Source organism: Acinetobacter sp. 1566109, from assembly GCF_000582255.1.
Taxonomy (GTDB): domain Bacteria; phylum Pseudomonadota; class Gammaproteobacteria; order Pseudomonadales; family Moraxellaceae; genus Acinetobacter; species Acinetobacter nosocomialis.
In genome coordinates this window covers 16476-35924 of the sequence record NZ_JEYB01000025.1, presented here as the reverse complement: position 1 = coordinate 35924, position 19449 = coordinate 16476, and the positions used below count along the sequence as shown (strand labels likewise).

The following is a 19449-nucleotide window of genomic DNA, read 5'->3' as shown; positions in this document are numbered from 1 at the left end:
CTACTTAATTAACGGCTACGATAGGCAAAACGGTCGTCCATACGAAGACTAGCTGGTGGCCAGTTTTCAAGACGCATACCGAGTTGTAAGCCTTTCGATGCCAAAACATCTTTGATCTCTGTTAACGATTTTTTACCAAGGTTAGGAGTTTTTAATAACTCAACTTCAGTACGTTGAACGAGATCACCAATGTAGTAAATATTTTCTGCTTTCAAACAGTTAGCAGAACGAACAGTAAGCTCTAGATCATCTACTGGGCGAAGCAAGATTGGGTCAACTTCTTCACGAGGCTCTTGAGCAACTGGAGTTTGGTCTTTCTGAAGATCAACAAAAATTGCAATTTGTTGTTGCAAGATTGTTGCCGCTTTACGGATTGCTTCTTCAGGATCAACCGTTCCATTTGTTTCAAGGTCGATTACCAGCTTATCTAAATCGGTACGTTGTTCAACACGCGCATTTTCAACGGTGTAAGAAACACGTTTAATTGGGCTATAAGAAGCATCTAATTGCAAACGACCTACAGGACGTGTTTCACCTTCAGGGAAACGAGAATCAGAAGTTTCATAACCACGACCTTGAGCAACTTTCAAGCGCATTTTTAATGAACCTGAAGCACTCAAAGTACCGATTAAATGATCTGGGTTAACCACTTCAACATTATGAGGTAAACGAAGGTCAGCAGCAGTAATATCGCCAGGACCTTGTTTTTCTAATGTTAAATAAGCTTCATTTTGATCGAACAGCTTAATAGACAATCCTTTTAGGTTCAGCAAGAGCTCGACGATGTCCTGCTGCAAGCCTTCTAAAGTACTGTACTCGTGCTCGACACCTTCTATCTCTACTTCAACCACAGCAGCGCCAGGTAAAGAAGACAATAGAATGCGACGTAAAGCATTACCTAGAGTATGGCCAAAACCACGCTCTAAAGGTTCTAGAATCACTTTTGCCGAGGTCCCGCTTACCGCTTCGACCTTGATCGCTTGCGGAGTGAGAAACTCGTTTGCAGTACGCGTCATTATTGCTACCTCAAGGATTATTTAGAATACAATTCTACAATCAAGCTTTCGTTGATTTCAGCAGGTAAATCAGAACGATCTGGTGCAGCTTTAAACGTACCTTCAAGTTTAGAATGATCAACATCAATCCAAGCTGGAATACCACGTTGAGCAGCTAATTCAATCGCGTTTTTGATACGCAATTGTTGTTTAGCACCTTCGTGAACCGCAATTACATCACCCGCTTTAACTTGAATAGATGCGATGTTTACACGACGACCATTCAAAGTAATGCTACGGTGACTTACTAACTGACGAGCTTCTGCACGTGTAGAACCAAAACCCATGCGATAAACAACGTTATCAAGACGGCTTTCAAGCAATTTCAACAAGTTCTCACCAGTTGCGCCTTTTACACGAGCTGCTTCTTTATAGTAGTTACTAAATTGACGCTCTAACACACCGTAAATACGACGGACTTTTTGTTTTTCACGTAATTGTAGTGAATACTCAGATTGCTTACCACCGCGAGCCTGACCGTGTTGACCAGGTGCTTTGTTAGCTTTTTTAGTTTTGACGTCAAATGGTTTAACGCCAGATTTAAGTTGCAGGTCTGTCCCTTCGCGGCGAGAGAGTTTGCATTTTGGACCAATATAACGAGCCATGAATGTTTCTCCTTACACGCGACGTTTTTTAGGTGGACGGCAACCGTTGTGAGGAATTGGAGTCACATCGGTAATGCTGTTAATCTTATAACCCACTGCGCCTAATGCACGAACCGCAGACTCACGACCTGGACCAGGACCTTTTACAAGGACGTCAAGGTTTTTCAAACCGTAATCTAAAGCTGCTTTACCAGCAACTTCAGCAGCTACCTGAGCAGCAAACGGAGTTGATTTACGTGAACCACGGAAGCCTTGTCCACCTGAGGTGGCCCAAGCCAATGCATTACCTTGACGATCGGTAATCGTAACAATGGTGTTATTAAAAGACGCGTGAATGTGTGCAACACCTTCAGAGACGGTACGAGTGACCTTCTTGCGTGTGCGAGTATCTTTAGCCATCTTTTAGCTTCCAGAAATCTTACTTTTTAATCGGTTTGCGCGGACCTTTACGGGTACGTGCGTTAGTTTTGGTGCGTTGACCACGGACAGGCAAGCTGCGACGATGACGAAGGCCACGATAGCAACCTAAATCCATTAAACGTTTAATGTTCATGGAAATTTCGCGACGTAAGTCACCTTCGGTAGGAACCTTAGCAACTTCTGCACGAATCGCATCAAGCTGAGCATCGTCCAACTCACGGATCTTAGTAGTCTCAGTAATACCAACTGTAGCTAAGATATTCTTAGCAGTGTGGCGACCGATACCAAAGATGTAAGTGAGGGAGATAACAGCATGCTTGTTATCCGGAATGTTTACACCGGCAATACGAGCCATTCACTTTTCTCCAAAAAGGCAGTAGAGATAATCAACCGCCCCACAAAAATCTTGAGGGGCGGATATTAACCCAATTCGCCTACTGAAATCAACAGGTCTTGATTAGATTAACCTTGACGCTGCTTATGACGAGGTTCTGCGCTACAAATCACGCGAATAACCCCATTACGACGGATAACTTTACAGCTACCACAAATTTTCTTTACAGAAGCTTGTACTTTCATGATGAAACCTCTAAGTGCGCTTATCCCTTAGGATGAGCAGTCGTTTTTCTCATTAATGTTTGATTGTCATATTGATGAGATGTTAAATGCGCTTGTAGCTGAGCCATAAAGTCCATAACAACAACGACTACGATCAGTAATGAGGTACCACCCAAATAGAATGGAATACCAAAAGAACTTTGTAAAATCATTGGCATCAAACAAATGACTGTAATATAAATCGCACCAATAAACGTCAAACGATTAAGAATATGATCTAAGTAACGAGCAGTTTGCTCACCTGGGCGAATACCAGGCACATAAGCTCCGCTGCGTTTTAGATTTTCTGATACTTCCTTAGGGCTAAATACTAAAGCCGTATAAAAGTAACAGAAAAAGATAATTAACGCACCAAAGAGCACCAAATACAAAGGCTGTCCAGGCGACAATACCAAAGCTAAATCTTGTAAGCTACGTTTAATTAAACCAGCATTCGGATCTGCACTACCCACCCATTGTCCAAGACTTGCTGGGAACAATAGTAAAGAACTTGCAAAAATCGCAGGAATCACACCAGCCATATTAATTTTTAATGGTAGATGTGTTTGCTGAGCTGTAAATATACGACGACCTTGCTGCTTCTGCGCATAGTTTACTGGAATACGACGTTGTGCTTTTTCAATAAACACAATCGCAGCCAATACACCAAGAGACAAAAGCCCAAAGATGACAAGACCAATCAAACTTGTTTGACCATTATCTACAGATGACACTGATTGCATAATTAATTTAGGCAAACCAGCTACAATACCTGCAAAAATAATCATTGAGATACCATTACCGATACCTCTTTCAGTGATTTGTTCACCTAACCACATTAAGAACATAGTTCCAGCGATAAGTGATGTAACCGCAGGTATATAGAATGCAAGTCCTGTAGACAGAGTAATACCCTGACCAATAAGGCCTGCACACATACCTACTGCCTGAACCACTGCAAGTAGTAATGTACCTTGTCGCGTATATTGATTAATTTTTCGCTTACCTTGCTCCCCTTCCTTTTTCAAGGCTTCAAGAGAAGGAATCACTGTTGACATTAACTGCACAATAATAGATGCAGAAATATAAGGCATGATCCCTAAAGCAAGAATCGACATTCGCTCTAAAGCACCGCCAGAAAACATATTGAATAGCCCAAGAATAGTTCCTTGGTTTGCATGAAATAAATTTTCTAACGCAGCATTATTAATGCCTGGTACTGGAATATGCGCTCCTAGTCGAAAGACCAGCAATGCACCGATTAGAAAACTCATCCGGCGAATAATTTCACGGTATTTCACATGAAATGGCTGACCTTTCATCATGTTGACATGACCTGAAGAACTAGGAGACATAGACACTCGAGATTACTCCTCGACTTTACCGCCAGCTGCTTCAATTGCAGCTTTAGCGCCTTTAGTCAATGCAACACCTTGAACAGTGAATGCACGAGTGATTTCACCAGAAAGCACGATACGAGCACGAATTTGATCGCGACGAACAACATTCGCAGCTTTTAAAGTTTCAAGGCTAACAATGTCGCCTTCCACTTTAGTTAACTCAGACAAACGTACTTCAGCAGTTTTTAAAGCGATTTGGCTAGTGAAACCGAATTTAGGTAAACGACGATAAATCGCTGTTTGACCGCCTTCGAAACCTGGACGAACGCCACCACTTTTACGTGATTTTTGACCTTTGACACCACGGCCACCAGTCTTACCAACGCCAGAACCGATACCACGGCCTAAACGACGGTGTTCACGTTTTGCACCTTCTGCAGGTGCAAGCTCATTTAAACGCAGAGTCATGGCTTATTCCTCTACACTAACCATATAGTAGACTTTGTTGATCATACCACGGTTAGAAGGCGTATCTTGCACTTCTACAGTATGACCAATACGACGCAGACCTAAACCTTGTAAGCAAAGCTTGTGATTTTTCAAGCGATGTGAAGAAGATTTAGTCTGGGTAACTTTAATCGTTTTCATGATTGATTACCCTTGAATTTCTTCTACTGATTTACCACGTTTCGCAGCGACTTTCTCAGGAGAAGTCATATCACGCAAACCTTTAAAAGTTGCGTTTACTACGTTAGCAGCATTTGTAGAACCATAACATTTAGCAAGTACGTTATGTACACCTGCAGCTTCAAGAACGGCACGCATTGCACCACCAGCGATTACGCCAGTACCTTCTGAAGCAGGTTGCATGTATACACGGCTTGCACCATGACGAGCATTCACAGGGTGTTGTAAAGTAGTACCAGCAAGGTCTACAGTGATCATGTTGCGACGAGCAGCTTCAAGTGCTTTAGAAATAGCAGCAGGAACTTCACGTGCTTTACCACGACCAAAACCAACACGACCATTACCATCACCCACAACAGTTAATGCTGTGAAAGAGAAGATACGACCGCCCTTAACAACTTTGGCTACACGATCAACGGCAACCAGCTTTTCAACAAGACCTTCGTTTTGTTCAACTTTAGCCATGATTAGAACTCCAAGCCGTTTTCACGAGCAGCATCAGCCAAGGCTTTGATACGACCATGATATTTAAAACCAGAACGGTCAAATGCAACTTTAGTTACACCAGCTGCTTTCGCGCGTTCTGCGATTAAAGCACCTACTTTAGTAGCTGCATCTACATTACCTGTAGTACCGCTACGTAAAGATGCATCCAAAGTTGAAGCTTGCGCTAAAACTTTGCCACCATCTGCTGAAATAACTTGAGCATAGATGTGACGCGGAGTGCGGTTTACACACAAACGAGTCGCACCCAATGCACGAATGTGCAAGCGTGTGCTTTTCGCACGACGCAAACGGGATTGTTTCTTTTCGTTCATAAGAACCTCGCGCCTTATTTCTTCTTAGCTTCTTTACGAAGAATGACTTCATCCGAATAACGAACACCTTTACCTTTATATGGTTCAGGAGCACGGTACGCACGGATTTCTGCCGCTACTTGACCTAACAACTGCTTGTTTGCTGATTTCAAAATGATTTCAGTTGCAGTTGGAGTTTCCGCTGTTACACCTTCTGGTAAAGCGTAGTCAATTGGGTGTGAATAACCAAGGTTAAGGTTTACAACAGTACCTTTAACCGCAGCTTTATAACCAACACCAACTAGCTGTAACTTACGTTCGAAGCCTTCGCTAACACCTTTTACAAGGTTGTTCAATACAGCGCGAGCAGTACCAGCTTGCATCCAAGCATCTTTCGATTCTTTAACTGGAGCAAGTTGAAGTTTACCTTCTTCCTGTTTTAGCTCGACCAGCGCATGCAGGTTGAAAGACAATGTACCTTTGCTGCCTTTCACTTCGACCTGCCGGCCGTTCTGAGTAACTGCTACACCATTAGGTACAGTTACTGGGGCTTTAGCCACACGAGACATGAGGAATCACCTATTAAGAAACAAAAGCAATAACTTCACCACCAACGCCTGCAGCACGTGCAGCGCGATCAGTCATGATGCCTTTGCTTGTAGAAACAATTGCAATACCTAAACCTTGCTTAACGCTTGGAAGTTTATCTTTACCACGGTATTGGCGAAGACCTGGACGGCTTACGCGCTTAACCATTTCGATAACTGGTTTGCCTTCGAAATATTTTAAAGTAATTGTCAAAGTAGATTTTGTCTCTTCTTGAGCAACTTCTACATTTGAAATATAACCTTCTTGTTGAAGTACGTTTGCAATTGCAACTTTCAACTTAGAAGAAGGCATAGAAACAGTTTGTTTCTTAGCCATTTGTGCGTTACGAACACGTGTTAGCATGTCGGCAACGGTATCTTGCATACTCATTTAGTCGCTCCTTACCAGCTTGCCTTAACAACGCCTGGTACATCACCCTGCATTACTGTGTCACGTAATTTGTTACGGCTTAAACCGAACTTACGGAAGTAACCATGAGGACGACCAGTTAAACCACAACGGTTACGAAGACGTACCGGAGATGCATTACGTGGCAATGCTTGTAACTTTAACATCGCTTCGAAACGCTCTTCTTCACTTGCGTTTACGTTTGCAATTGTAGCTTTTAATTCAGCACGTTTTGCAGCGTATTTAGCAACTGTTTTTTCGCGTTTCAATTCGCGATTAATCATACCTTTCTTAGCCATATCGACCTCTTATTTGAACGGGAAGCCGAATGCACGCATAAGCGCACGGCCTTCGTCATCGGTGCGAGCAGTCGTAGTAATGGTAATATCCATACCACGAATACGATCAATCTTATCGAAATCGATTTCAGGGAAAACGATTTGCTCTTTCAAACCCATTGAGTAGTTACCACGACCATCAAATGATTTCGAAGAGAAACCACGGAAGTCACGGATACGAGGGATTGCGATAGAGATCAAACGGTCCAAGAATTCGTACATTTGGTCGCCACGTAAAGTAACTTTACAACCAATTGGCCAACCATCACGGATTTTGAAACCTGCGATAGATTTACGAGCAAGTGTAATTACTGGTTTTTGACCAGCAATTAATTGCATGTCGACTACAGCGCCATCTAATAATTTCTTATCAGTTGCAGCTGCGCCTACACCCATGTTTAGGGTAATTTTTGTGATGCGTGGAATTTCCATCACGTTCTTAATGCCAAGTTCTTCTTTTAACTTTGCTTTAAGTTCATCGTTGTAACGTGCTTTAAGTCTGGCCATTGCCTTTTCAACCTATTACTTCGCTACCGCCACTGATTCACCATTTGATTTATAAACGCGAGTTTTCACGCCATCAATCACTTGGTAACCAACACGGTCAGCCTTCTGGGTTGTAGCATTTAAAATTGCCACGTTTGAAATATGAAGCGAAGCTTCTTGAGTAACTACACCGCCTTCAGCGCCAGTTACACGGTTAGGCTTTTGATGCTTCTTCACTAAGTTAAGGCCTTCAACCTTAACGCGGTCTTCAGAAACAGACAACACAGTACCCTGTTTGCCTTTTTCTTTACCTGCGATCACGATAACTTGATCGCCTTTTTTAATCTTAGCCATGATTGCCTCTTATAGAACTTCAGGAGCCAATGAAATGATTTTCATGAACTGTTCAGTACGAAGTTCACGAGTCACTGGTCCGAAGATACGAGTAGCAATCGGAGCTTTGTTGTTGTTCAAAATAACTGCAGCATTATCATCAAAACGGATCACAGAACCATCTGGACGACGAATGCCGAATTTAGTACGAACTACAACCGCATTCATCACGTCACCTTTTTTAACACGTGCGCGTGGGATTGCTTCTTTTACAGTAACTTTAATAATGTCGCCAACAGAAGCATAACGACGATGTGAACCACCAAGTACTTTAATACATTGTACGCGGCGAGCACCACTGTTGTCTGCTACGTCGAGCATAGTTTCGGTTTGAATCATTGCCCTACTCCAAAACCGAGCATCACCGGTCACAATTTCGAAAGGCTCAAAGAGTACTCGAAATTGACCGATGATGCAACAAGAACGTCGAATTACTCAGCAGCTGCTTCAACTACTTCCACTAAAGTCCAAGCTTTAGTTTTAGAAATTGGGCGGCTTTCTTTAATGGTTACAACATCACCAATTTTAGCAACGTTGTTCTCATCATGAGCGTGTAACTTAGTTGAACGGCGAATTGACTTGCCATACAACGGGTGTTGAACGCGGCGTTCAATAAGAACAACAATAGATTTATCCATTTTGTCACTTACGACTTTGCCGGTTAACGTGCGGACTGTTTTTTCACTCATTGTCCGTTCCCCTGTTTTTCGGTAAGGAGTGTCTTAATACGAGCAATTGTCTTACGAGCAACTTGCACTTCGTGCGATTTACCCAACTGACCAGTTGCTTTCGCCATACGAAGACGGAATTGGTTAAGCTGCTGCTCATCAAGCAAAGCTTTCAACTCTTCTACCGATTTTTCACGTAGATCTTTAGTTTTCATTACATTACCGTCCGAGTCACGATAGTGGTTTTAAACGGAAGTTTAGCAGCAGCTAAAGCAAATGCTTCACGCGCTAATTCTTCGTTCACACCTTCAATTTCGTACAGGATCTTACCTGGTTGGATCTGGCAAACCCAGTATTCCACGCTACCCTTACCTTTACCCATACGCACTTCAAGAGGCTTTTGAGTAATTGGTTTATCCGGGAATACGCGAATAAAGATTTTACCACCACGCTTAATACGGCGGCTAATAGTACGACGTGCAGCTTCAATCTGACGCGCAGTCATACGACCACGTTCAGTTGCTTTAATTGCAATCGAACCAAATGATACTGTACTACCACGATGCGCTAGACCAGTGTTACGGCCTTTGTGCACTTTACGGAATTTGGTACGTTTAGGTTGCAACATGGATTATTCTCCCTTGTCAGCAGCACGGTCACCGCGACGACCACGACGCTCTTGACCTTCACCACGACCACGACCACGTTTAGCTGGACGATCTTCAGCAGGAGCAGGGTTCATGACTTGTTTCATGCCACCTAAGATCTCGCCACGGAAAATCCAAACTTTAACACCAATCGTACCGTAAGTTGTTTCTGCACGCATAGTTGCATAGTCAATGTCTGCACGTAATGTATGCAAAGGTACACGACCTTCACGATACCATTCTGTACGAGCAATCTCTGCACCACCTAAACGGCCAGACACTTCAACTTTGATACCTTTAGCACCAGCACGCATAGTGTTTTGAACCGCACGCTTCATAGCACGACGGAACATAACACGCTTTTCTAATTGAGAAGCAATTGCTTCAGCAACTAAACGCGCATCTAAGTCTGGGCGATCAATTTCGTTGATACTTACTTGCGCTGGAACACCCATAATGCTGGTAAGTTCGCGCTGTAATTTCTCAATATCTTCGCCTTTTTTACCGATTACGATACCAGGACGAGCTGTGCTAATAGTTACTTTAGCAGCGCCTGATGGACGTTCGATAAGAATATTGCTTACCATCGCATTCTTAAGTTTTTTAGTTAAAAACTCACGAACTTGAAGATCTTTAAGCAAGTATTCAGCGTATTGTTTCGGATTCGCATACCAGTTAGCGTTATGACGTTTCACAACACCTAGGCGGATACCGATTGGATGAACCTTCTGACCCATATCAAACCCCTACCTTAACGGTGATGTGACAAGTACGCTTAGTAATACGATCTGCACGGCCTTTAGCACGTGGCATAATACGTTTAAGGCTCATGCCTTCATCAACGTAAATCGTAGAAACTTTAAGATCGTCAACATCTAAACTGTTATTGTGTTCAGCGTTTGCAATCGCAGATTCCAATGCTTTTTTTACTAAAACAGCAGCTTTTTTATTGCTGAAGTTTAAGATGTTTAAAGCATGCGCAACAGATTTGCCGCGAATAAGATCTGCAACCAAACGTGCTTTTTGTGCCGAGATAGCGGCACCGCGTAATTTAGCAGTTACTTCCATCATGACACCTATTAACGTTTAGATTTCTTGTCAACACCGTGACCACGATAGGTACGAGTTGGCGCGAATTCACCGAGTTTATGACCAACCATATGCTCAGTAACAATTACTGGAACGTGATTACGACCATTATGAACAGAGATTGTTAAACCAACAAAATCTGGAAGGATCATCGAACGACGAGACCAAGTTTTGATCGGCTTGCGAGAGTTACTAGCAACAGCCGCTTCAACCTTAGCGAACAAGTGCGCATCGACGAATGGGCCTTTTTTCAGAGAACGAGGCATTAGTCAGATTCCTTTACTTGACGCGACGGTCGCGAATAATCATCTTAGTCGTACGCTTATTGGTACGTGTCTTGTACCCTTTAGCTTTTTGACCCCATGGGCTTACAGGTTGAATACCTTTGTTACGCCCTTCACCACCACCGTGTGGGTGGTCAATCGGGTTCATCGCCATACCACGTACGGTAGGACGAACACCACGCCAGCGTGAAGCACCAGCTTTACCCAATGAACGAAGGTTGTTTTCTTGGTTAGAAACTTCACCAATTACAGCGCGGCATTCAACATGCACTTTACGCATTTCGCCTGAACGAAGACGAATAATCGCGTAAGAACCATCACGACCCAACAACTGAACAGAAGCACCAGCAGAACGCGCTAATTGTGCACCCTTACCAATTTTAAGTTCAACGTTATGAAGTGTAGAACCGATCGGCATATTACGAAGTGGCAAGCAGTTACCTGGACGAATTGGAGCATCGTTACCAGATTGTACTTTATCGCCAGCACGTAAACCTTTAGGTGCAATGATATAACGACGCTCACCGTCAGCATATTTCAATAAAGCAATATGTGCTGTACGGTTTGGATCGTATTCAATACGCTCTACAACAGCTGGGATGCTGTCTTTGTTACGTTTGAAGTCAACGATACGGTAGTGTTGTTTATGACCACCACCAACGTGACGAGTAGTAATGTGACCGTTGTTATTACGACCACCAGTACGTTTTTTAGCTTCAACCAACGGTGCGTAAGGAGCGCCTTTGTGAAGATGGTCATGAACCACTTTCTCTACAAAGCGACGTCCTGGAGACGTTGGCTTACATTTTTGAATCGGCATAATTTTCGTCCTTATTCCGCTGCGCTTTCAGCGGTATCGCCCAAGTCAGCCATTTCAACATCTTGGCCGGCTTTCAGGGTGACGTATGCTTTTTTAACATCAGAACGACGTCCTAATGTACGACCAAAGCGCTTAGTCTTACCTTTAGTAATAGTTGTGTTAACTTTAACAACTTCTACACCAAAAAGTTTTTCAACTGCTTTTTTGATTTCAAGTTTAGTAGCATTGATGTCTACTTTAAATACTTGAACACCAACAGTATCACCTAAAACTTGTGCCTTTTCTGAGAAGACTGGTCCTTTAAGGACTTGATAGATACGTTCGTTGTTCATCCGAGTTCTACCTCAATTTTCTTAGCAGCAGCTACAGACATCACAACTTTATCAAACGCGATCAAGCTTACAGGATCGATTGCAGTTGCATCTACCACATCTACATGTGGAAGGTTACGTGCTGCAAGATATAAGTTCTCATCTACAGCGTCAGTAACGATTAATGCACGAGCAGCATTTAAGTCGTTAAGTTTTGCAAGCAATTCTTTAGTTTTTGGAGCTGCAACAGCAAACTCTTCAACTAATACAAGGCGATCTTGGCGAACAAGTTCAGCTAAGATACATTGCATTGCACCGCGGTACATCTTACGGTTTACTTTTTGAGACCAATCTTGTGGACGAGCAGCAAAAGTTTTACCACCACCAACCCAGATAGGGCTACGAATAGAACCCGCACGAGCACGACCAGTACCTTTTTGACGGAATGGTTTTTTACCACCGCCAGAAACGTCTGCACGCGATTTTTGAGCACGAGTACCTTGACGACCACCTGCTAAATAAGCAGTAACAACTTGGTGTACAAGAGCCTCGTTAAATTCACGTCCGAAAGCAACTTCAGACAATTCAACAGCAGAGCCGGAAACAGTTTTCAAATTCACGGTATTTCCCCTCAGGCCTTGATGGTAGGACGTACAATTACGTCACCGCCAGTTGCACCAGGAATTGCACCTTTAACAACTAAAACAGAACGTTCAGCGTCAATAGATACGATTTCAAGACCTTGTACTGTTACGCGTTCATCACCTAAGTGACCAGCCATTTTTTTGCCTTTGAACACGCGTCCAGGAGTTTGGTTTTGACCTGTAGAACCTAATACACGGTGAGAAACTGAGTTACCGTGAGTAGCGTCTTGGGTACGGAAGTTCCAACGTTTAACACCACCTTGGAAACCTTTACCTTTTGATTGACCAGTTACGTCAACAATTTGACCAACTGTGAACAAATCAACGCCAATAGTACCGCCAACTTCACGACCTTCAAGCTCAGCTTCAGTAACACGGAATTCTTTAACCAAGCGACCAGCAGCAACACCAGCTTTCGCGAAGTGACCTTTCTGAGCGTTAGTTACGCGAGATTCGCGACGTTCACCAGTAGTTACTTGAACAGCTTGATAACCATCAGTTTCAAGTGTTTTGATTTGCGTAATGCGGTTTGGATCGACTTCGATGACTGTAACAGGTACAGAAACACCAGCATCTGTAAAGATGCGAGTCATACCACATTTGCGACCGACTAAACCAATAGCCATGTGCATAAACCTCTAAAAAAGCGGCCTAATTAACTAATCGTTAATTAACCGAAAGCCTTAACCCAAAGCGATCTGAACATCAACACCAGCTGCAAGATCTAACTTCATCAATGCATCAACAGTTTTATCTGTAGGTTGAACGATGTCGATCAAACGTTTGTAGGTGCGGATTTCGTACTGGTCACGCGCATCTTTGTTAACGTGCGGTGAAGTAAGAACGTTGAAGCGTTCGATGCGAGTAGGCATCGGAATTGGACCACAAACTTGTGCGCCGGTACGCTTAGCGGTTTCTACGATCTCTTGAGCAGATTGATCAATCAGACGATGATCAAAAGACTTAAGACGGATACGAATTCTCTGGTTAGACATACCAGTAAACTCCAAGCCAAATATATAAAGAATCACCTTTGACGCATCTCACCTATTGGTAAGTGTCAAAGGCAGTGATAATCACCAAGGTCGTGATCGATGCCACGACTGTAATGCACATTTACTACTTTCTTCGCAGTAAATGCCCTCTTCTTGAGGGTCGCTCATTATAACGATTGTTTAAGTCTTATGCAATTCTCTTTTTCTATTTTTTGCTCAAATTCCACTTTAGCTACGTATTAATAATTCATTCTATGCATTTATTACAAACTCAATTGCTTTATTTAAGAGTTGATTACCTTGTTCAAATTTCTGTGCTTCTGAAGATTGCAGTTCATGTGCAGATTGAACATATTCTCCGTCAAAAATAGATAGCTCTTCTTCATTTTCCAGTAAAAGCTGTAAAGCTGCTGGTGTCATTTCCGGATGAAATTGAAAACCTAGTACATTTTTCCCAATCTGATACATTTGATTACGGCAAGCAATGCTCTCAGCCAAACGTATAGCTCCTTTAGGTATTTCAAATGTTTCACTATGCCACTGCATCACATTGATTTCTTCAGGTAGCGGAAAACTTTCTTGTGGTAAGTTTGCAACTCTTTGAACTGTCGACCATCCTAGTTCTTGATAACGATTACGGCTTACTGCTGCACCCAATGCATTCGCAATTAGCTGCCCACCCAAGCAAAGACCTATTGCTGGTTTCCCTGCTGCCAAATATCGACGCAACCATCTTTTTTCTATTTTAAGCCATGGATAGTTTGCCTCGTCATTTACACTCATGGTTCCACCCATAATTAGTAGTAAGTCAACTTCTTCAATCCGAGGTAAAGCTTCTATTTCAAGTGACCGATCTACGGGAAGTGCAAAGAATTCTGTAGAGCTAATAGTGGCGTGATGCGCTTTTAAAAACGAATAGCAGCTTCCAAAACCTTCGCCAGCAATATGTTGAAAATAGTGAACACGTAAATGCGACTTCATGCGCTTAAACCTATTGTTGTTAGAATGTTGGTTTGATCTTTGCAAAAATAAAGCCAAGTTTTTAGTGAATGTTACAGTAGTAACGAAACATCTTAGAATTAACCAAAAATCTGGCGAATAAATCAGTTTTCTCTTAATCTAATCTTATTATTTAAAGCATAGCGCCCCATGAAAAAGCATAACAATTTCCAAACCCGACTCATTCATGCACCACGAAAAGCACCACAATTTATTGAAACTGTGCAACCTCCCTTATTTCGTGCATCGACTATTATTTTTAAATCAACTACGCACCTTTTTGACCGCCACTGGACCGACCCTTATGATTACAGTTATGGAACGCACGGTACGCCAACCACATTTACCTTAGGCGACAATATTGCTCAAATTGAAGGTGGCTTGTACTGTTTACTTGCACCCAGCGGCTTATCTGCAATTAACTTAGTTAACTCTGCTTTTTTAGCAACAGGCGATGAAGTTTGGGTCCCGGACAATATATATGGCCCAAATCTAGAGCATCTAAACCACTTAAAAGATCAATATGGTATTAGTGTCAAAATTTATAATTCAATTGATGTATCAAGTTTTAAGCCGACTGAAAAAACCAAGCTCTTATGGATAGAAGCAGCAGGTTCAGTGACTCTTGAATTTCCCGATCTTAAAGAACTTGTTAAAAAAGCCAAGTCACATGGAGTTGTAACTGCTTTAGATAATACTTGGGGCGCTGGACTTGCATTTAATGCTTTTGATTTCTCTGATGAGCACTTGTCGGTAGATCTAACCGTACATGCGCTAACAAAATATCCAAGTGGTGGTGGTGATATTTTAATGGGAAGTGTTGTAACACGTGATGAAAAACTGTATCACCGCCTGTTCCGTACACATGCCATTCTAGGTATTGCTATCTCAGGAGATGATGCAGCACAAGTTCAGCGCAGCCTCGCACATATGTCACTACGATATAAACAGCAATCAGATAATGCAAAAACCTTATTGGAATGGTTGAAGCAACAGCCTCAATTTGCACAAGTTCTACATCCAAGCGATAAAGCCTCTCCAGGTCATCAATATTGGCAAGAGATTTGCACTACAGGTAAGAGTGCAGGATTAGTCAGTGTCATATTTAAACCTGACTATGATATTTCAGCAGTACGCCGTTTTTGTGACGCTCTTAAGTTATTTAAACTTGGCTTTAGCTGGGGTGGACCAGTTAGTCTGGTTATGCTTTATGATTTAAAAATGATGAGGAAACTTGAGAATACACATTTACAACAAGGTTTATTGGTTCGTTTGTGTATAGGGCTAGAAGATCCTCAAGATTTAATTCAAGATATCGAAAATGCACTAAAACATTTGTAAAACGACAACATCAATAGTGGCTCGCTCCAAGGGATAAAAATATATGGGTACACCGATTGTTATTGCAAAAAACATTAATGACACATCAAAAGAAATTGTTTTGCTTTCTCAATTTGCCAACCGACATGGCCTGATTGCAGGTGCTACGGGTACAGGTAAAACTGTCACCCTAAAAGTTCTTGCAGAAAGTTTTTCTCGAATCGGTGTTCCCGTCTTTCTTGCTGACGCAAAGGGTGATGTTTCAAGTCTTGCAAAAGCTGGCGAGGCCTCGGATAAATTTAATGAACGCTTAAAGCTTCTACAAATTGATAGTGTTCCATTTGCGGCTAATCCCGTTATTTTTTGGGATCTATTTGGGCAACAAGGCCATCCTATTCGAACCACTATTTCTGAGATTGGGCCAATTTTATTAGCACGTATACTTAACCTAAATGATACTCAAGAAGGTGTTTTATCTGCTGTATTCCGCATTGCAGATGATCAAGGATTACTGTTAGTCGACTTTAAAGATCTGAAAGCTATGATCACCTTTGTGAGTGAACATGCGGCAGAATTTAAAGCCGAGTACGGCAATCTATCTCCAGCTAGTTTAGGAGCAATTCAGCGTAATTTGCTCGCTCTTGCCGACCAAGGTGGAGACCAGTTCTTTGGAGAGCCAGCTTTAAATATTCTAGACTTTATACAAACTGATGCTAATGGTCGTGGCTATATCAATATTCTTGCTGCAGACAAGCTCATGAATACACCTAAGCTATACGCCACTTTCTTGTTATGGATGCTTTCTGAATTATTTGAACAACTTCCTGAAGTTGGCGATATGGATAAACCAAAACTCGTGTTTTTCTTTGATGAAGCTCACTTGTTATTCGACAACGCCAGTCAAGCTTTACAACAAAAAATTGAACAAGTTGTACGTTTAATTCGCTCTAAAGGCGTCGGTATTTACTTTATCACTCAAAACCCACTTGATTTACCAGAAAGTGTTTTGGGTCAGCTCGGTAACCGTGTGCAACATGCTCTACGCGCCTTTACCCCCAAAGATCAAAAAGCAGTAAAAACTGCTGCAGATACATTCCGTTCAAATCCTGATTTTAAAGTGGATGAGGCAATTACACAGCTAGCCGTGGGTGAGGCACTTATTAGTTGTCTAGATGAGCAAGGTACTCCACAAATTGTTGAACGTGGCTGGGTTATGCCTCCTTACTCTTCTTTTAGCCCTATCACACCTGAAGAACGAAAAACTTTAATTGAGCAAAGTATTATTGCTGGCGTCTATGAACAAGTCGTAGACCGTGAGAGTGCATATGAAATGCTCCAAAATAAAGTCGCTGAGCGTGAACAACAAAAACAAGATGCGGAGCTTGCCAAAGAGCAAGAAGCTTTAGCGAAACAGCAAGCTAAAGAACAAGAACGTCTAGCACGTGAACAGCAGAAAGAAGAAGAACGTGCGGCAAGAGAACGAGCAAAATTGACTCAAGATATTGTTGGAACTTTTGCAAAAAGTGCCGCTCGAAGTTTAGGGGGTAGTACTGGACAAAAATTAGTACGAGGATTACTCGGTTCATTATTTGGAAAATAAAAAATAATCAAATCAATTAATTAAATTAAGGGATGTAATATCCCTTAATTTAATTAAGGTTTTTGTAAAAAAGCTATTGCCACAATTTTCTTAAAGATGTATTTTAAATACATCTTATATAGCCAGATAATTAAGGTCTAGCCATGACTCCACAACAAATTGAACTCGTTAAATCTACTGTACCTGTATTGCGCGAACATGGCGTTACGCTGACTACATACTTTTATAAACGTATGTTGAATAACAACCCAGAATTAAAAAATGTTTTTAATCTTGATGATCAAACCAGCCTACGCCAACCTCGTGCTCTTGCAGCAGCAGTACTCGCATATGCTGAAAATATTGAGAATCCTACAGTGCTTGCCAAAGCAGTTGAACGCATTACCACGAAGCACGTGAGTTTAGACATTCAACCAGATCAATATGCAATTGTGGGCGATAACTTGCTTCATTCAATTAGTGAAGTTTTAAATGTTCCTTTTGAATCAGAACTCATTGAAGCGTGGAAACAAGCTTATTTACAGTTGGCAGATATATTAATTGGTGTTGAAAAACAGAAATATGCGCAACTTGAGAGCTTAAAAGGTGGATGGGCTGGTTGGCGTTCATTTGAAATCACACAAATTGATCCACTTGAATCTGGCAAACGTTTCACTTTAAAAGCAACTGACCATGAAGATGTATTAACTGGCCCAGCAAATGCCTTTATTTCTGTAAAAGTTCAAGTTCCCGACCACCAGCTTGAACAACCTAAAGCATTTAAGTTCACAGAGGCTCAAGAAAATAATACTTATCATTTTGAAGTTCAGCCTGAAGAAAACCATACAGAGTTCTCAGTTTCGAACATTTTGCTTGAACACTATAGAGTTGGTGATCAAGTACAAGTTTCAGCCCCTTTAACGCTGTAATTGAAAAAGCTCTGGCCTGAAAGTTTTATTCTTTAGACTTTCAGGCTAAGATGATCAACCTCTTATCCTTTTGTTTTTGGTGATCATGCAACTTAATAAATTTACCGATTATGCTTTAAGAATATTAATGGATGTCGCTCGTCCAAGTGATGCACCGTATACAATTGCAGAAATCGCTCAAGATTTATATGTTTCACAAAATCATCTCGTGAAGGTTGTCCATTTTATGGGTAAACAAGAGTGGATTATTACCATTCGAGGTAAAGGCGGTGGAATTCGTTTAAATCCAAAAGCTTTAGATTTAAAGCTCGGCGCAATTGTGCGAATTTTACAAGGTGATCATCAAATTGTTGAATGCAATACTCCTCCTTGTGTTTTACGCTCGCATTGTGGTTTAAAAGGAATTCTTGATCAGGCTTTAGAAAGTTTCTATCAAAGTTTAGATCAGCATACATTAGGTGAAGTTTTACAACAGCCTAAATCTGCATCTGACACATCCCCTATTTCCTTTTTGCAAATCTAATGTTTGTAATTCTATTTATCTTTACAACCAAGCTTACTGAAAATTAGCAAGAATAACCAAGCTCCTTTATACTAAGCGCGAGCCCTCTCATTTAAAAAGTTATTTTTTATGCGTCGTAGTGAAAAATCGAAAGACACCAAAGCCAGACTAGCACCCAAGCAAAAGATCAGTTATGAAAAAAAACCAGACCCGGCGATCACAGCCTATGCTGTGCAATCTCTAAACTGGTTACGCCAAGCTGAGTTTTTAATGAGTGCACCTAAATTGGCACTTTGTGTTGAAGATAGTGGCTACGAGATTGCTTTTGCAGGGCGCTCAAATGCTGGTAAGTCTAGCGCTATTAATGCTTTAACCAACAAAAAACAACTCGCACGTGCCTCAAAAAAACCTGGCCGTACGCAAATGATTAACTTTTTTAGTTTAGGTAATCCCGATCAACGTTTAGTTGACCTTCCTGGCTATGGTTATGCGGCTGTACCAGAGGATATGAAACGTGTTTGGCAAAAAGAATTAGAGAACTACTTAATCCATCGTAAAAGTTTACAAGGATTAGTTTTACTCATGGATATTCGCCATCCTTTACAGCACTTTGACATGATGATGCTAGAGTGGGCTTATTCCCGCCATTTATTTGTTCATATTCTTTTAACCAAAGCAGATAAACTTAACCGTGGTCCAGCAAACAAAGTTTTGCTTGAAGTTAAACAACAATTGAAAAAAATGAAGCTTGATTTCTCAATTCAGCTTTTCTCTTCATTAAACAAACTAGGCTTAGAAGAACTCGCAAGTGTAATGGCTGGACGTCTACACTTTACGCTTGAGCAACAGCCTGAATTTGACGTCGATGCGATCCCTGAAGCAAGCGATGAGGATGCAGAAGAGTAAATCGTCAAAACAGATACAATTTCTTTATTAAATTTATATTCA

General features: G+C 41.6%; 32 protein-coding genes and 2 pseudogenes. 6 read left to right on the top strand and 28 right to left on the bottom strand.

Features of this window, described 5'->3' with window-relative positions; translation table 11 throughout:
* Window positions 1-8: 8 nt before the first annotated feature.
* From J582_RS15935 to J582_RS15800, 28 genes and pseudogenes are all read right to left on the bottom strand, one after another.
* The gene (locus tag J582_RS15935; protein ID WP_002049752.1) at window positions 9-1016 is read right to left on the bottom strand and encodes a DNA-directed RNA polymerase subunit alpha; all 1008 of its coding nucleotides are present in this window, start codon (window positions 1014-1016) and stop codon (window positions 9-11) included.
* 17 nt (window positions 1017-1033) lie between these two features.
* The gene (rpsD, locus tag J582_RS15930; RefSeq protein ID WP_002049716.1) at window positions 1034-1660 is read right to left on the bottom strand and encodes a 30S ribosomal protein S4; all 627 of its coding nucleotides are present in this window, start codon (window positions 1658-1660) and stop codon (window positions 1034-1036) included.
* Between the two features lie 12 nt (window positions 1661-1672).
* Window positions 1673-2059, bottom strand: coding sequence for a 30S ribosomal protein S11 (gene rpsK / locus J582_RS15925; protein WP_001040166.1), 387 nt, complete (start codon window positions 2057-2059; stop codon window positions 1673-1675).
* A gap of 19 nt (window positions 2060-2078) precedes the next feature.
* Entirely contained in the window at window positions 2079-2435 is a 357-nt protein-coding gene (gene rpsM / locus J582_RS15920; RefSeq protein WP_000090816.1) for a 30S ribosomal protein S13, read from the bottom strand.
* Between the two features lie 107 nt (window positions 2436-2542).
* The gene (gene rpmJ / locus J582_RS15915; protein WP_000867907.1) at window positions 2543-2659 is read right to left on the bottom strand and encodes a 50S ribosomal protein L36; all 117 of its coding nucleotides are present in this window, start codon (window positions 2657-2659) and stop codon (window positions 2543-2545) included.
* 20 nt (window positions 2660-2679) lie between these two features.
* On the bottom strand, window positions 2680-3999 hold the full coding sequence (gene secY / locus J582_RS15910) for a preprotein translocase subunit SecY (protein WP_170318186.1): 1320 nt from the start codon (window positions 3997-3999) through the stop codon (window positions 2680-2682).
* A gap of 45 nt (window positions 4000-4044) precedes the next feature.
* Window positions 4045-4485: a 50S ribosomal protein L15 gene (gene rplO, locus J582_RS15905; RefSeq protein ID WP_002049750.1), complete on the bottom strand. Its 441-nt coding sequence runs from the start codon at window positions 4483-4485 to the stop codon at window positions 4045-4047.
* A gap of 3 nt (window positions 4486-4488) precedes the next feature.
* Window positions 4489-4665 carry a 50S ribosomal protein L30 gene (gene rpmD / locus J582_RS15900; protein WP_000849088.1) on the bottom strand — a complete coding sequence of 59 codons (177 nt, stop codon included), beginning with the start codon at window positions 4663-4665 and terminating at the stop codon, window positions 4489-4491.
* A gap of 6 nt (window positions 4666-4671) precedes the next feature.
* Window positions 4672-5169, bottom strand: a complete 498-nt coding sequence (rpsE, locus tag J582_RS15895) for a 30S ribosomal protein S5 (protein WP_001141025.1) — start codon at window positions 5167-5169, stop codon at window positions 4672-4674.
* A 2-nt stretch (window positions 5170-5171) separates the two neighbouring features.
* Window positions 5172-5522, bottom strand: a complete 351-nt coding sequence (gene rplR, locus J582_RS15890) for a 50S ribosomal protein L18 (protein ID WP_002049741.1) — start codon at window positions 5520-5522, stop codon at window positions 5172-5174.
* A gap of 14 nt (window positions 5523-5536) precedes the next feature.
* Window positions 5537-6070 (bottom strand): 50S ribosomal protein L6, encoded by a 534-nt coding sequence (rplF, locus tag J582_RS15885; RefSeq protein ID WP_002049709.1) that lies wholly within the window; start codon window positions 6068-6070, stop codon window positions 5537-5539.
* A gap of 13 nt (window positions 6071-6083) precedes the next feature.
* The gene (rpsH, locus tag J582_RS15880; protein WP_002049732.1) at window positions 6084-6479 is read right to left on the bottom strand and encodes a 30S ribosomal protein S8; all 396 of its coding nucleotides are present in this window, start codon (window positions 6477-6479) and stop codon (window positions 6084-6086) included.
* A gap of 11 nt (window positions 6480-6490) precedes the next feature.
* The gene (gene rpsN, locus J582_RS15875) at window positions 6491-6796 is read right to left on the bottom strand and encodes a 30S ribosomal protein S14 (RefSeq protein ID WP_002049689.1); all 306 of its coding nucleotides are present in this window, start codon (window positions 6794-6796) and stop codon (window positions 6491-6493) included.
* A 9-nt stretch (window positions 6797-6805) separates the two neighbouring features.
* A complete protein-coding gene (gene rplE / locus J582_RS15870; RefSeq protein WP_002049698.1) occupies window positions 6806-7342 on the bottom strand; it encodes a 50S ribosomal protein L5 in 537 nt (178 codons plus the stop codon).
* A 15-nt stretch (window positions 7343-7357) separates the two neighbouring features.
* Window positions 7358-7675, bottom strand: a complete 318-nt coding sequence (gene rplX, locus J582_RS15865) for a 50S ribosomal protein L24 (protein ID WP_002049703.1) — start codon at window positions 7673-7675, stop codon at window positions 7358-7360.
* A gap of 9 nt (window positions 7676-7684) precedes the next feature.
* A complete protein-coding gene (gene rplN, locus J582_RS15860; protein WP_001982634.1) occupies window positions 7685-8053 on the bottom strand; it encodes a 50S ribosomal protein L14 in 369 nt (122 codons plus the stop codon).
* A gap of 92 nt (window positions 8054-8145) precedes the next feature.
* The gene (rpsQ, locus tag J582_RS15855) at window positions 8146-8403 is read right to left on the bottom strand and encodes a 30S ribosomal protein S17 (RefSeq protein WP_001291845.1); all 258 of its coding nucleotides are present in this window, start codon (window positions 8401-8403) and stop codon (window positions 8146-8148) included.
* A complete protein-coding gene (rpmC, locus tag J582_RS15850) occupies window positions 8400-8597 on the bottom strand; it encodes a 50S ribosomal protein L29 (RefSeq protein WP_000849928.1) in 198 nt (65 codons plus the stop codon). The genes rpsQ and rpmC overlap by 4 nt, the downstream gene beginning before the upstream one ends.
* Window positions 8597-9010, bottom strand: coding sequence for a 50S ribosomal protein L16 (gene rplP / locus J582_RS15845; protein ID WP_002049688.1), 414 nt, complete (start codon window positions 9008-9010; stop codon window positions 8597-8599). Before rplP ends, rpmC begins: the two co-directional genes overlap by 1 nt.
* Window positions 8950-9766 (bottom strand): annotated as a pseudogene (gene rpsC, locus J582_RS15840) (30S ribosomal protein S3). Before rpsC ends, rplP begins: the two are co-directional and overlap by 61 nt.
* Window position 9767: 1 nt before the next feature.
* Window positions 9768-10097, bottom strand: coding sequence for a 50S ribosomal protein L22 (gene rplV, locus J582_RS15835; protein ID WP_001982638.1), 330 nt, complete (start codon window positions 10095-10097; stop codon window positions 9768-9770).
* Between the two features lie 11 nt (window positions 10098-10108).
* Window positions 10109-10384: a 30S ribosomal protein S19 gene (rpsS, locus tag J582_RS15830; protein ID WP_001138119.1), complete on the bottom strand. Its 276-nt coding sequence runs from the start codon at window positions 10382-10384 to the stop codon at window positions 10109-10111.
* A 13-nt stretch (window positions 10385-10397) separates the two neighbouring features.
* A complete protein-coding gene (gene rplB / locus J582_RS15825) occupies window positions 10398-11222 on the bottom strand; it encodes a 50S ribosomal protein L2 (protein ID WP_002049686.1) in 825 nt (274 codons plus the stop codon).
* Between the two features lie 11 nt (window positions 11223-11233).
* Window positions 11234-11554: a 50S ribosomal protein L23 gene (gene rplW / locus J582_RS15820; RefSeq protein WP_002049693.1), complete on the bottom strand. Its 321-nt coding sequence runs from the start codon at window positions 11552-11554 to the stop codon at window positions 11234-11236.
* Window positions 11551-12153: a 50S ribosomal protein L4 gene (gene rplD / locus J582_RS15815; protein ID WP_002049755.1), complete on the bottom strand. Its 603-nt coding sequence runs from the start codon at window positions 12151-12153 to the stop codon at window positions 11551-11553. The genes rplW and rplD overlap by 4 nt, the downstream gene beginning before the upstream one ends.
* A gap of 11 nt (window positions 12154-12164) precedes the next feature.
* A complete protein-coding gene (gene rplC, locus J582_RS15810; protein ID WP_002049740.1) occupies window positions 12165-12803 on the bottom strand; it encodes a 50S ribosomal protein L3 in 639 nt (212 codons plus the stop codon).
* A 57-nt stretch (window positions 12804-12860) separates the two neighbouring features.
* A complete protein-coding gene (gene rpsJ, locus J582_RS15805; protein WP_000070912.1) occupies window positions 12861-13172 on the bottom strand; it encodes a 30S ribosomal protein S10 in 312 nt (103 codons plus the stop codon).
* 252 nt (window positions 13173-13424) lie between these two features.
* Complete coding sequence (locus J582_RS15800) at window positions 13425-14153, bottom strand: type 1 glutamine amidotransferase (protein WP_004711809.1); 729 nt, start codon at window positions 14151-14153, stop codon at window positions 13425-13427.
* A 168-nt stretch (window positions 14154-14321) separates the two neighbouring features.
* Between J582_RS15800 and J582_RS15795 the strand changes: the two genes are divergently transcribed.
* The 6 genes and pseudogenes from J582_RS15795 to yihA all read left to right on the top strand — a co-directional run bounded on the left by J582_RS15795 (window position 14322) and on the right by yihA (window position 19407).
* Window positions 14322-15512, top strand: a complete 1191-nt coding sequence (locus J582_RS15795) for a PLP-dependent transferase (RefSeq protein ID WP_016804179.1) — start codon at window positions 14322-14324, stop codon at window positions 15510-15512.
* A 43-nt stretch (window positions 15513-15555) separates the two neighbouring features.
* The gene (locus J582_RS15790; protein ID WP_004711804.1) at window positions 15556-17091 is read left to right on the top strand and encodes a helicase HerA-like domain-containing protein; all 1536 of its coding nucleotides are present in this window, start codon (window positions 15556-15558) and stop codon (window positions 17089-17091) included.
* A gap of 60 nt (window positions 17092-17151) precedes the next feature.
* Window positions 17152-17232: pseudogene (locus tag J582_RS27295) on the top strand (hypothetical protein); the annotation flags it as partial.
* Between the two features lie 2 nt (window positions 17233-17234).
* Window positions 17235-17999 carry a globin domain-containing protein gene (locus J582_RS15785; RefSeq protein WP_016804177.1) on the top strand — a complete coding sequence of 255 codons (765 nt, stop codon included), beginning with the start codon at window positions 17235-17237 and terminating at the stop codon, window positions 17997-17999.
* An 85-nt stretch (window positions 18000-18084) separates the two neighbouring features.
* Window positions 18085-18522 (top strand): RrF2 family transcriptional regulator, encoded by a 438-nt coding sequence (locus tag J582_RS15780; protein ID WP_032048232.1) that lies wholly within the window; start codon window positions 18085-18087, stop codon window positions 18520-18522.
* Window positions 18523-18630: 108 nt separating this feature from the next.
* Complete coding sequence (gene yihA, locus J582_RS15775) at window positions 18631-19407, top strand: ribosome biogenesis GTP-binding protein YihA/YsxC (RefSeq protein ID WP_022575955.1); 777 nt, start codon at window positions 18631-18633, stop codon at window positions 19405-19407.
* Window positions 19408-19449: the final 42 nt, after the last annotated feature.

Coding starts and splice junctions, on each gene's coding strand:
- rpmD (WP_000849088.1), bottom strand. CDS start 4,665: ATGAAAACGATTAAAGTTACCCAGACTAAATCTTCTTCACATCGCTTG.
- rpsQ (WP_001291845.1), bottom strand. CDS start 8,403: ATGAGTGAAAAAACAGTCCGCACGTTAACCGGCAAAGTCGTAAGTGAC.
- J582_RS15800 (WP_004711809.1), bottom strand. CDS start 14,153: ATGAAGTCGCATTTACGTGTTCACTATTTTCAACATATTGCTGGCGAA.
- rpsH (WP_002049732.1), bottom strand. CDS start 6,479: ATGAGTATGCAAGATACCGTTGCCGACATGCTAACACGTGTTCGTAAC.
- rpsM (WP_000090816.1), bottom strand. CDS start 2,435: ATGGCTCGTATTGCCGGTGTAAACATTCCGGATAACAAGCATGCTGTT.
- rplC (WP_002049740.1), bottom strand. CDS start 12,803: ATGGCTATTGGTTTAGTCGGTCGCAAATGTGGTATGACTCGCATCTTT.
- rplB (WP_002049686.1), bottom strand. CDS start 11,222: ATGCCGATTCAAAAATGTAAGCCAACGTCTCCAGGACGTCGCTTTGTA.
- rplW (WP_002049693.1), bottom strand. CDS start 11,554: ATGAACAACGAACGTATCTATCAAGTCCTTAAAGGACCAGTCTTCTCA.
- yihA (WP_022575955.1), top strand. CDS start 18,631: ATGCGTCGTAGTGAAAAATCGAAAGACACCAAAGCCAGACTAGCACCC.
- rpmC (WP_000849928.1), bottom strand. CDS start 8,597: ATGAAAACTAAAGATCTACGTGAAAAATCGGTAGAAGAGTTGAAAGCT.
- rpsJ (WP_000070912.1), bottom strand. CDS start 13,172: ATGTCTAACCAGAGAATTCGTATCCGTCTTAAGTCTTTTGATCATCGT.
- rpmJ (WP_000867907.1), bottom strand. CDS start 2,659: ATGAAAGTACAAGCTTCTGTAAAGAAAATTTGTGGTAGCTGTAAAGTT.
- J582_RS15780 (WP_032048232.1), top strand. CDS start 18,085: ATGCAACTTAATAAATTTACCGATTATGCTTTAAGAATATTAATGGAT.
- rplN (WP_001982634.1), bottom strand. CDS start 8,053: ATGATTCAAACCGAAACTATGCTCGACGTAGCAGACAACAGTGGTGCT.
- rplX (WP_002049703.1), bottom strand. CDS start 7,675: ATGGCTAAGATTAAAAAAGGCGATCAAGTTATCGTGATCGCAGGTAAA.
- rpsD (WP_002049716.1), bottom strand. CDS start 1,660: ATGGCTCGTTATATTGGTCCAAAATGCAAACTCTCTCGCCGCGAAGGG.
- J582_RS15935 (WP_002049752.1), bottom strand. CDS start 1,016: ATGACGCGTACTGCAAACGAGTTTCTCACTCCGCAAGCGATCAAGGTC.
- J582_RS15795 (WP_016804179.1), top strand. CDS start 14,322: ATGAAAAAGCATAACAATTTCCAAACCCGACTCATTCATGCACCACGA.
- secY (WP_170318186.1), bottom strand. CDS start 3,999: ATGAAAGGTCAGCCATTTCATGTGAAATACCGTGAAATTATTCGCCGG.
- rplE (WP_002049698.1), bottom strand. CDS start 7,342: ATGGCCAGACTTAAAGCACGTTACAACGATGAACTTAAAGCAAAGTTA.
- J582_RS15790 (WP_004711804.1), top strand. CDS start 15,556: ATGGGTACACCGATTGTTATTGCAAAAAACATTAATGACACATCAAAA.
- rpsE (WP_001141025.1), bottom strand. CDS start 5,169: ATGGCTAAAGTTGAACAAAACGAAGGTCTTGTTGAAAAGCTGGTTGCC.
- rplV (WP_001982638.1), bottom strand. CDS start 10,097: ATGGAAGTAACTGCTAAATTACGCGGTGCCGCTATCTCGGCACAAAAA.
- rpsK (WP_001040166.1), bottom strand. CDS start 2,059: ATGGCTAAAGATACTCGCACACGCAAGAAGGTCACTCGTACCGTCTCT.
- rpsS (WP_001138119.1), bottom strand. CDS start 10,384: ATGCCTCGTTCTCTGAAAAAAGGCCCATTCGTCGATGCGCACTTGTTC.
- rplP (WP_002049688.1), bottom strand. CDS start 9,010: ATGTTGCAACCTAAACGTACCAAATTCCGTAAAGTGCACAAAGGCCGT.
- J582_RS15785 (WP_016804177.1), top strand. CDS start 17,235: ATGACTCCACAACAAATTGAACTCGTTAAATCTACTGTACCTGTATTG.
- rplO (WP_002049750.1), bottom strand. CDS start 4,485: ATGACTCTGCGTTTAAATGAGCTTGCACCTGCAGAAGGTGCAAAACGT.
- rplR (WP_002049741.1), bottom strand. CDS start 5,522: ATGAACGAAAAGAAACAATCCCGTTTGCGTCGTGCGAAAAGCACACGC.
- rplF (WP_002049709.1), bottom strand. CDS start 6,070: ATGTCTCGTGTGGCTAAAGCCCCAGTAACTGTACCTAATGGTGTAGCA.
- rpsN (WP_002049689.1), bottom strand. CDS start 6,796: ATGGCTAAGAAAGGTATGATTAATCGCGAATTGAAACGCGAAAAAACA.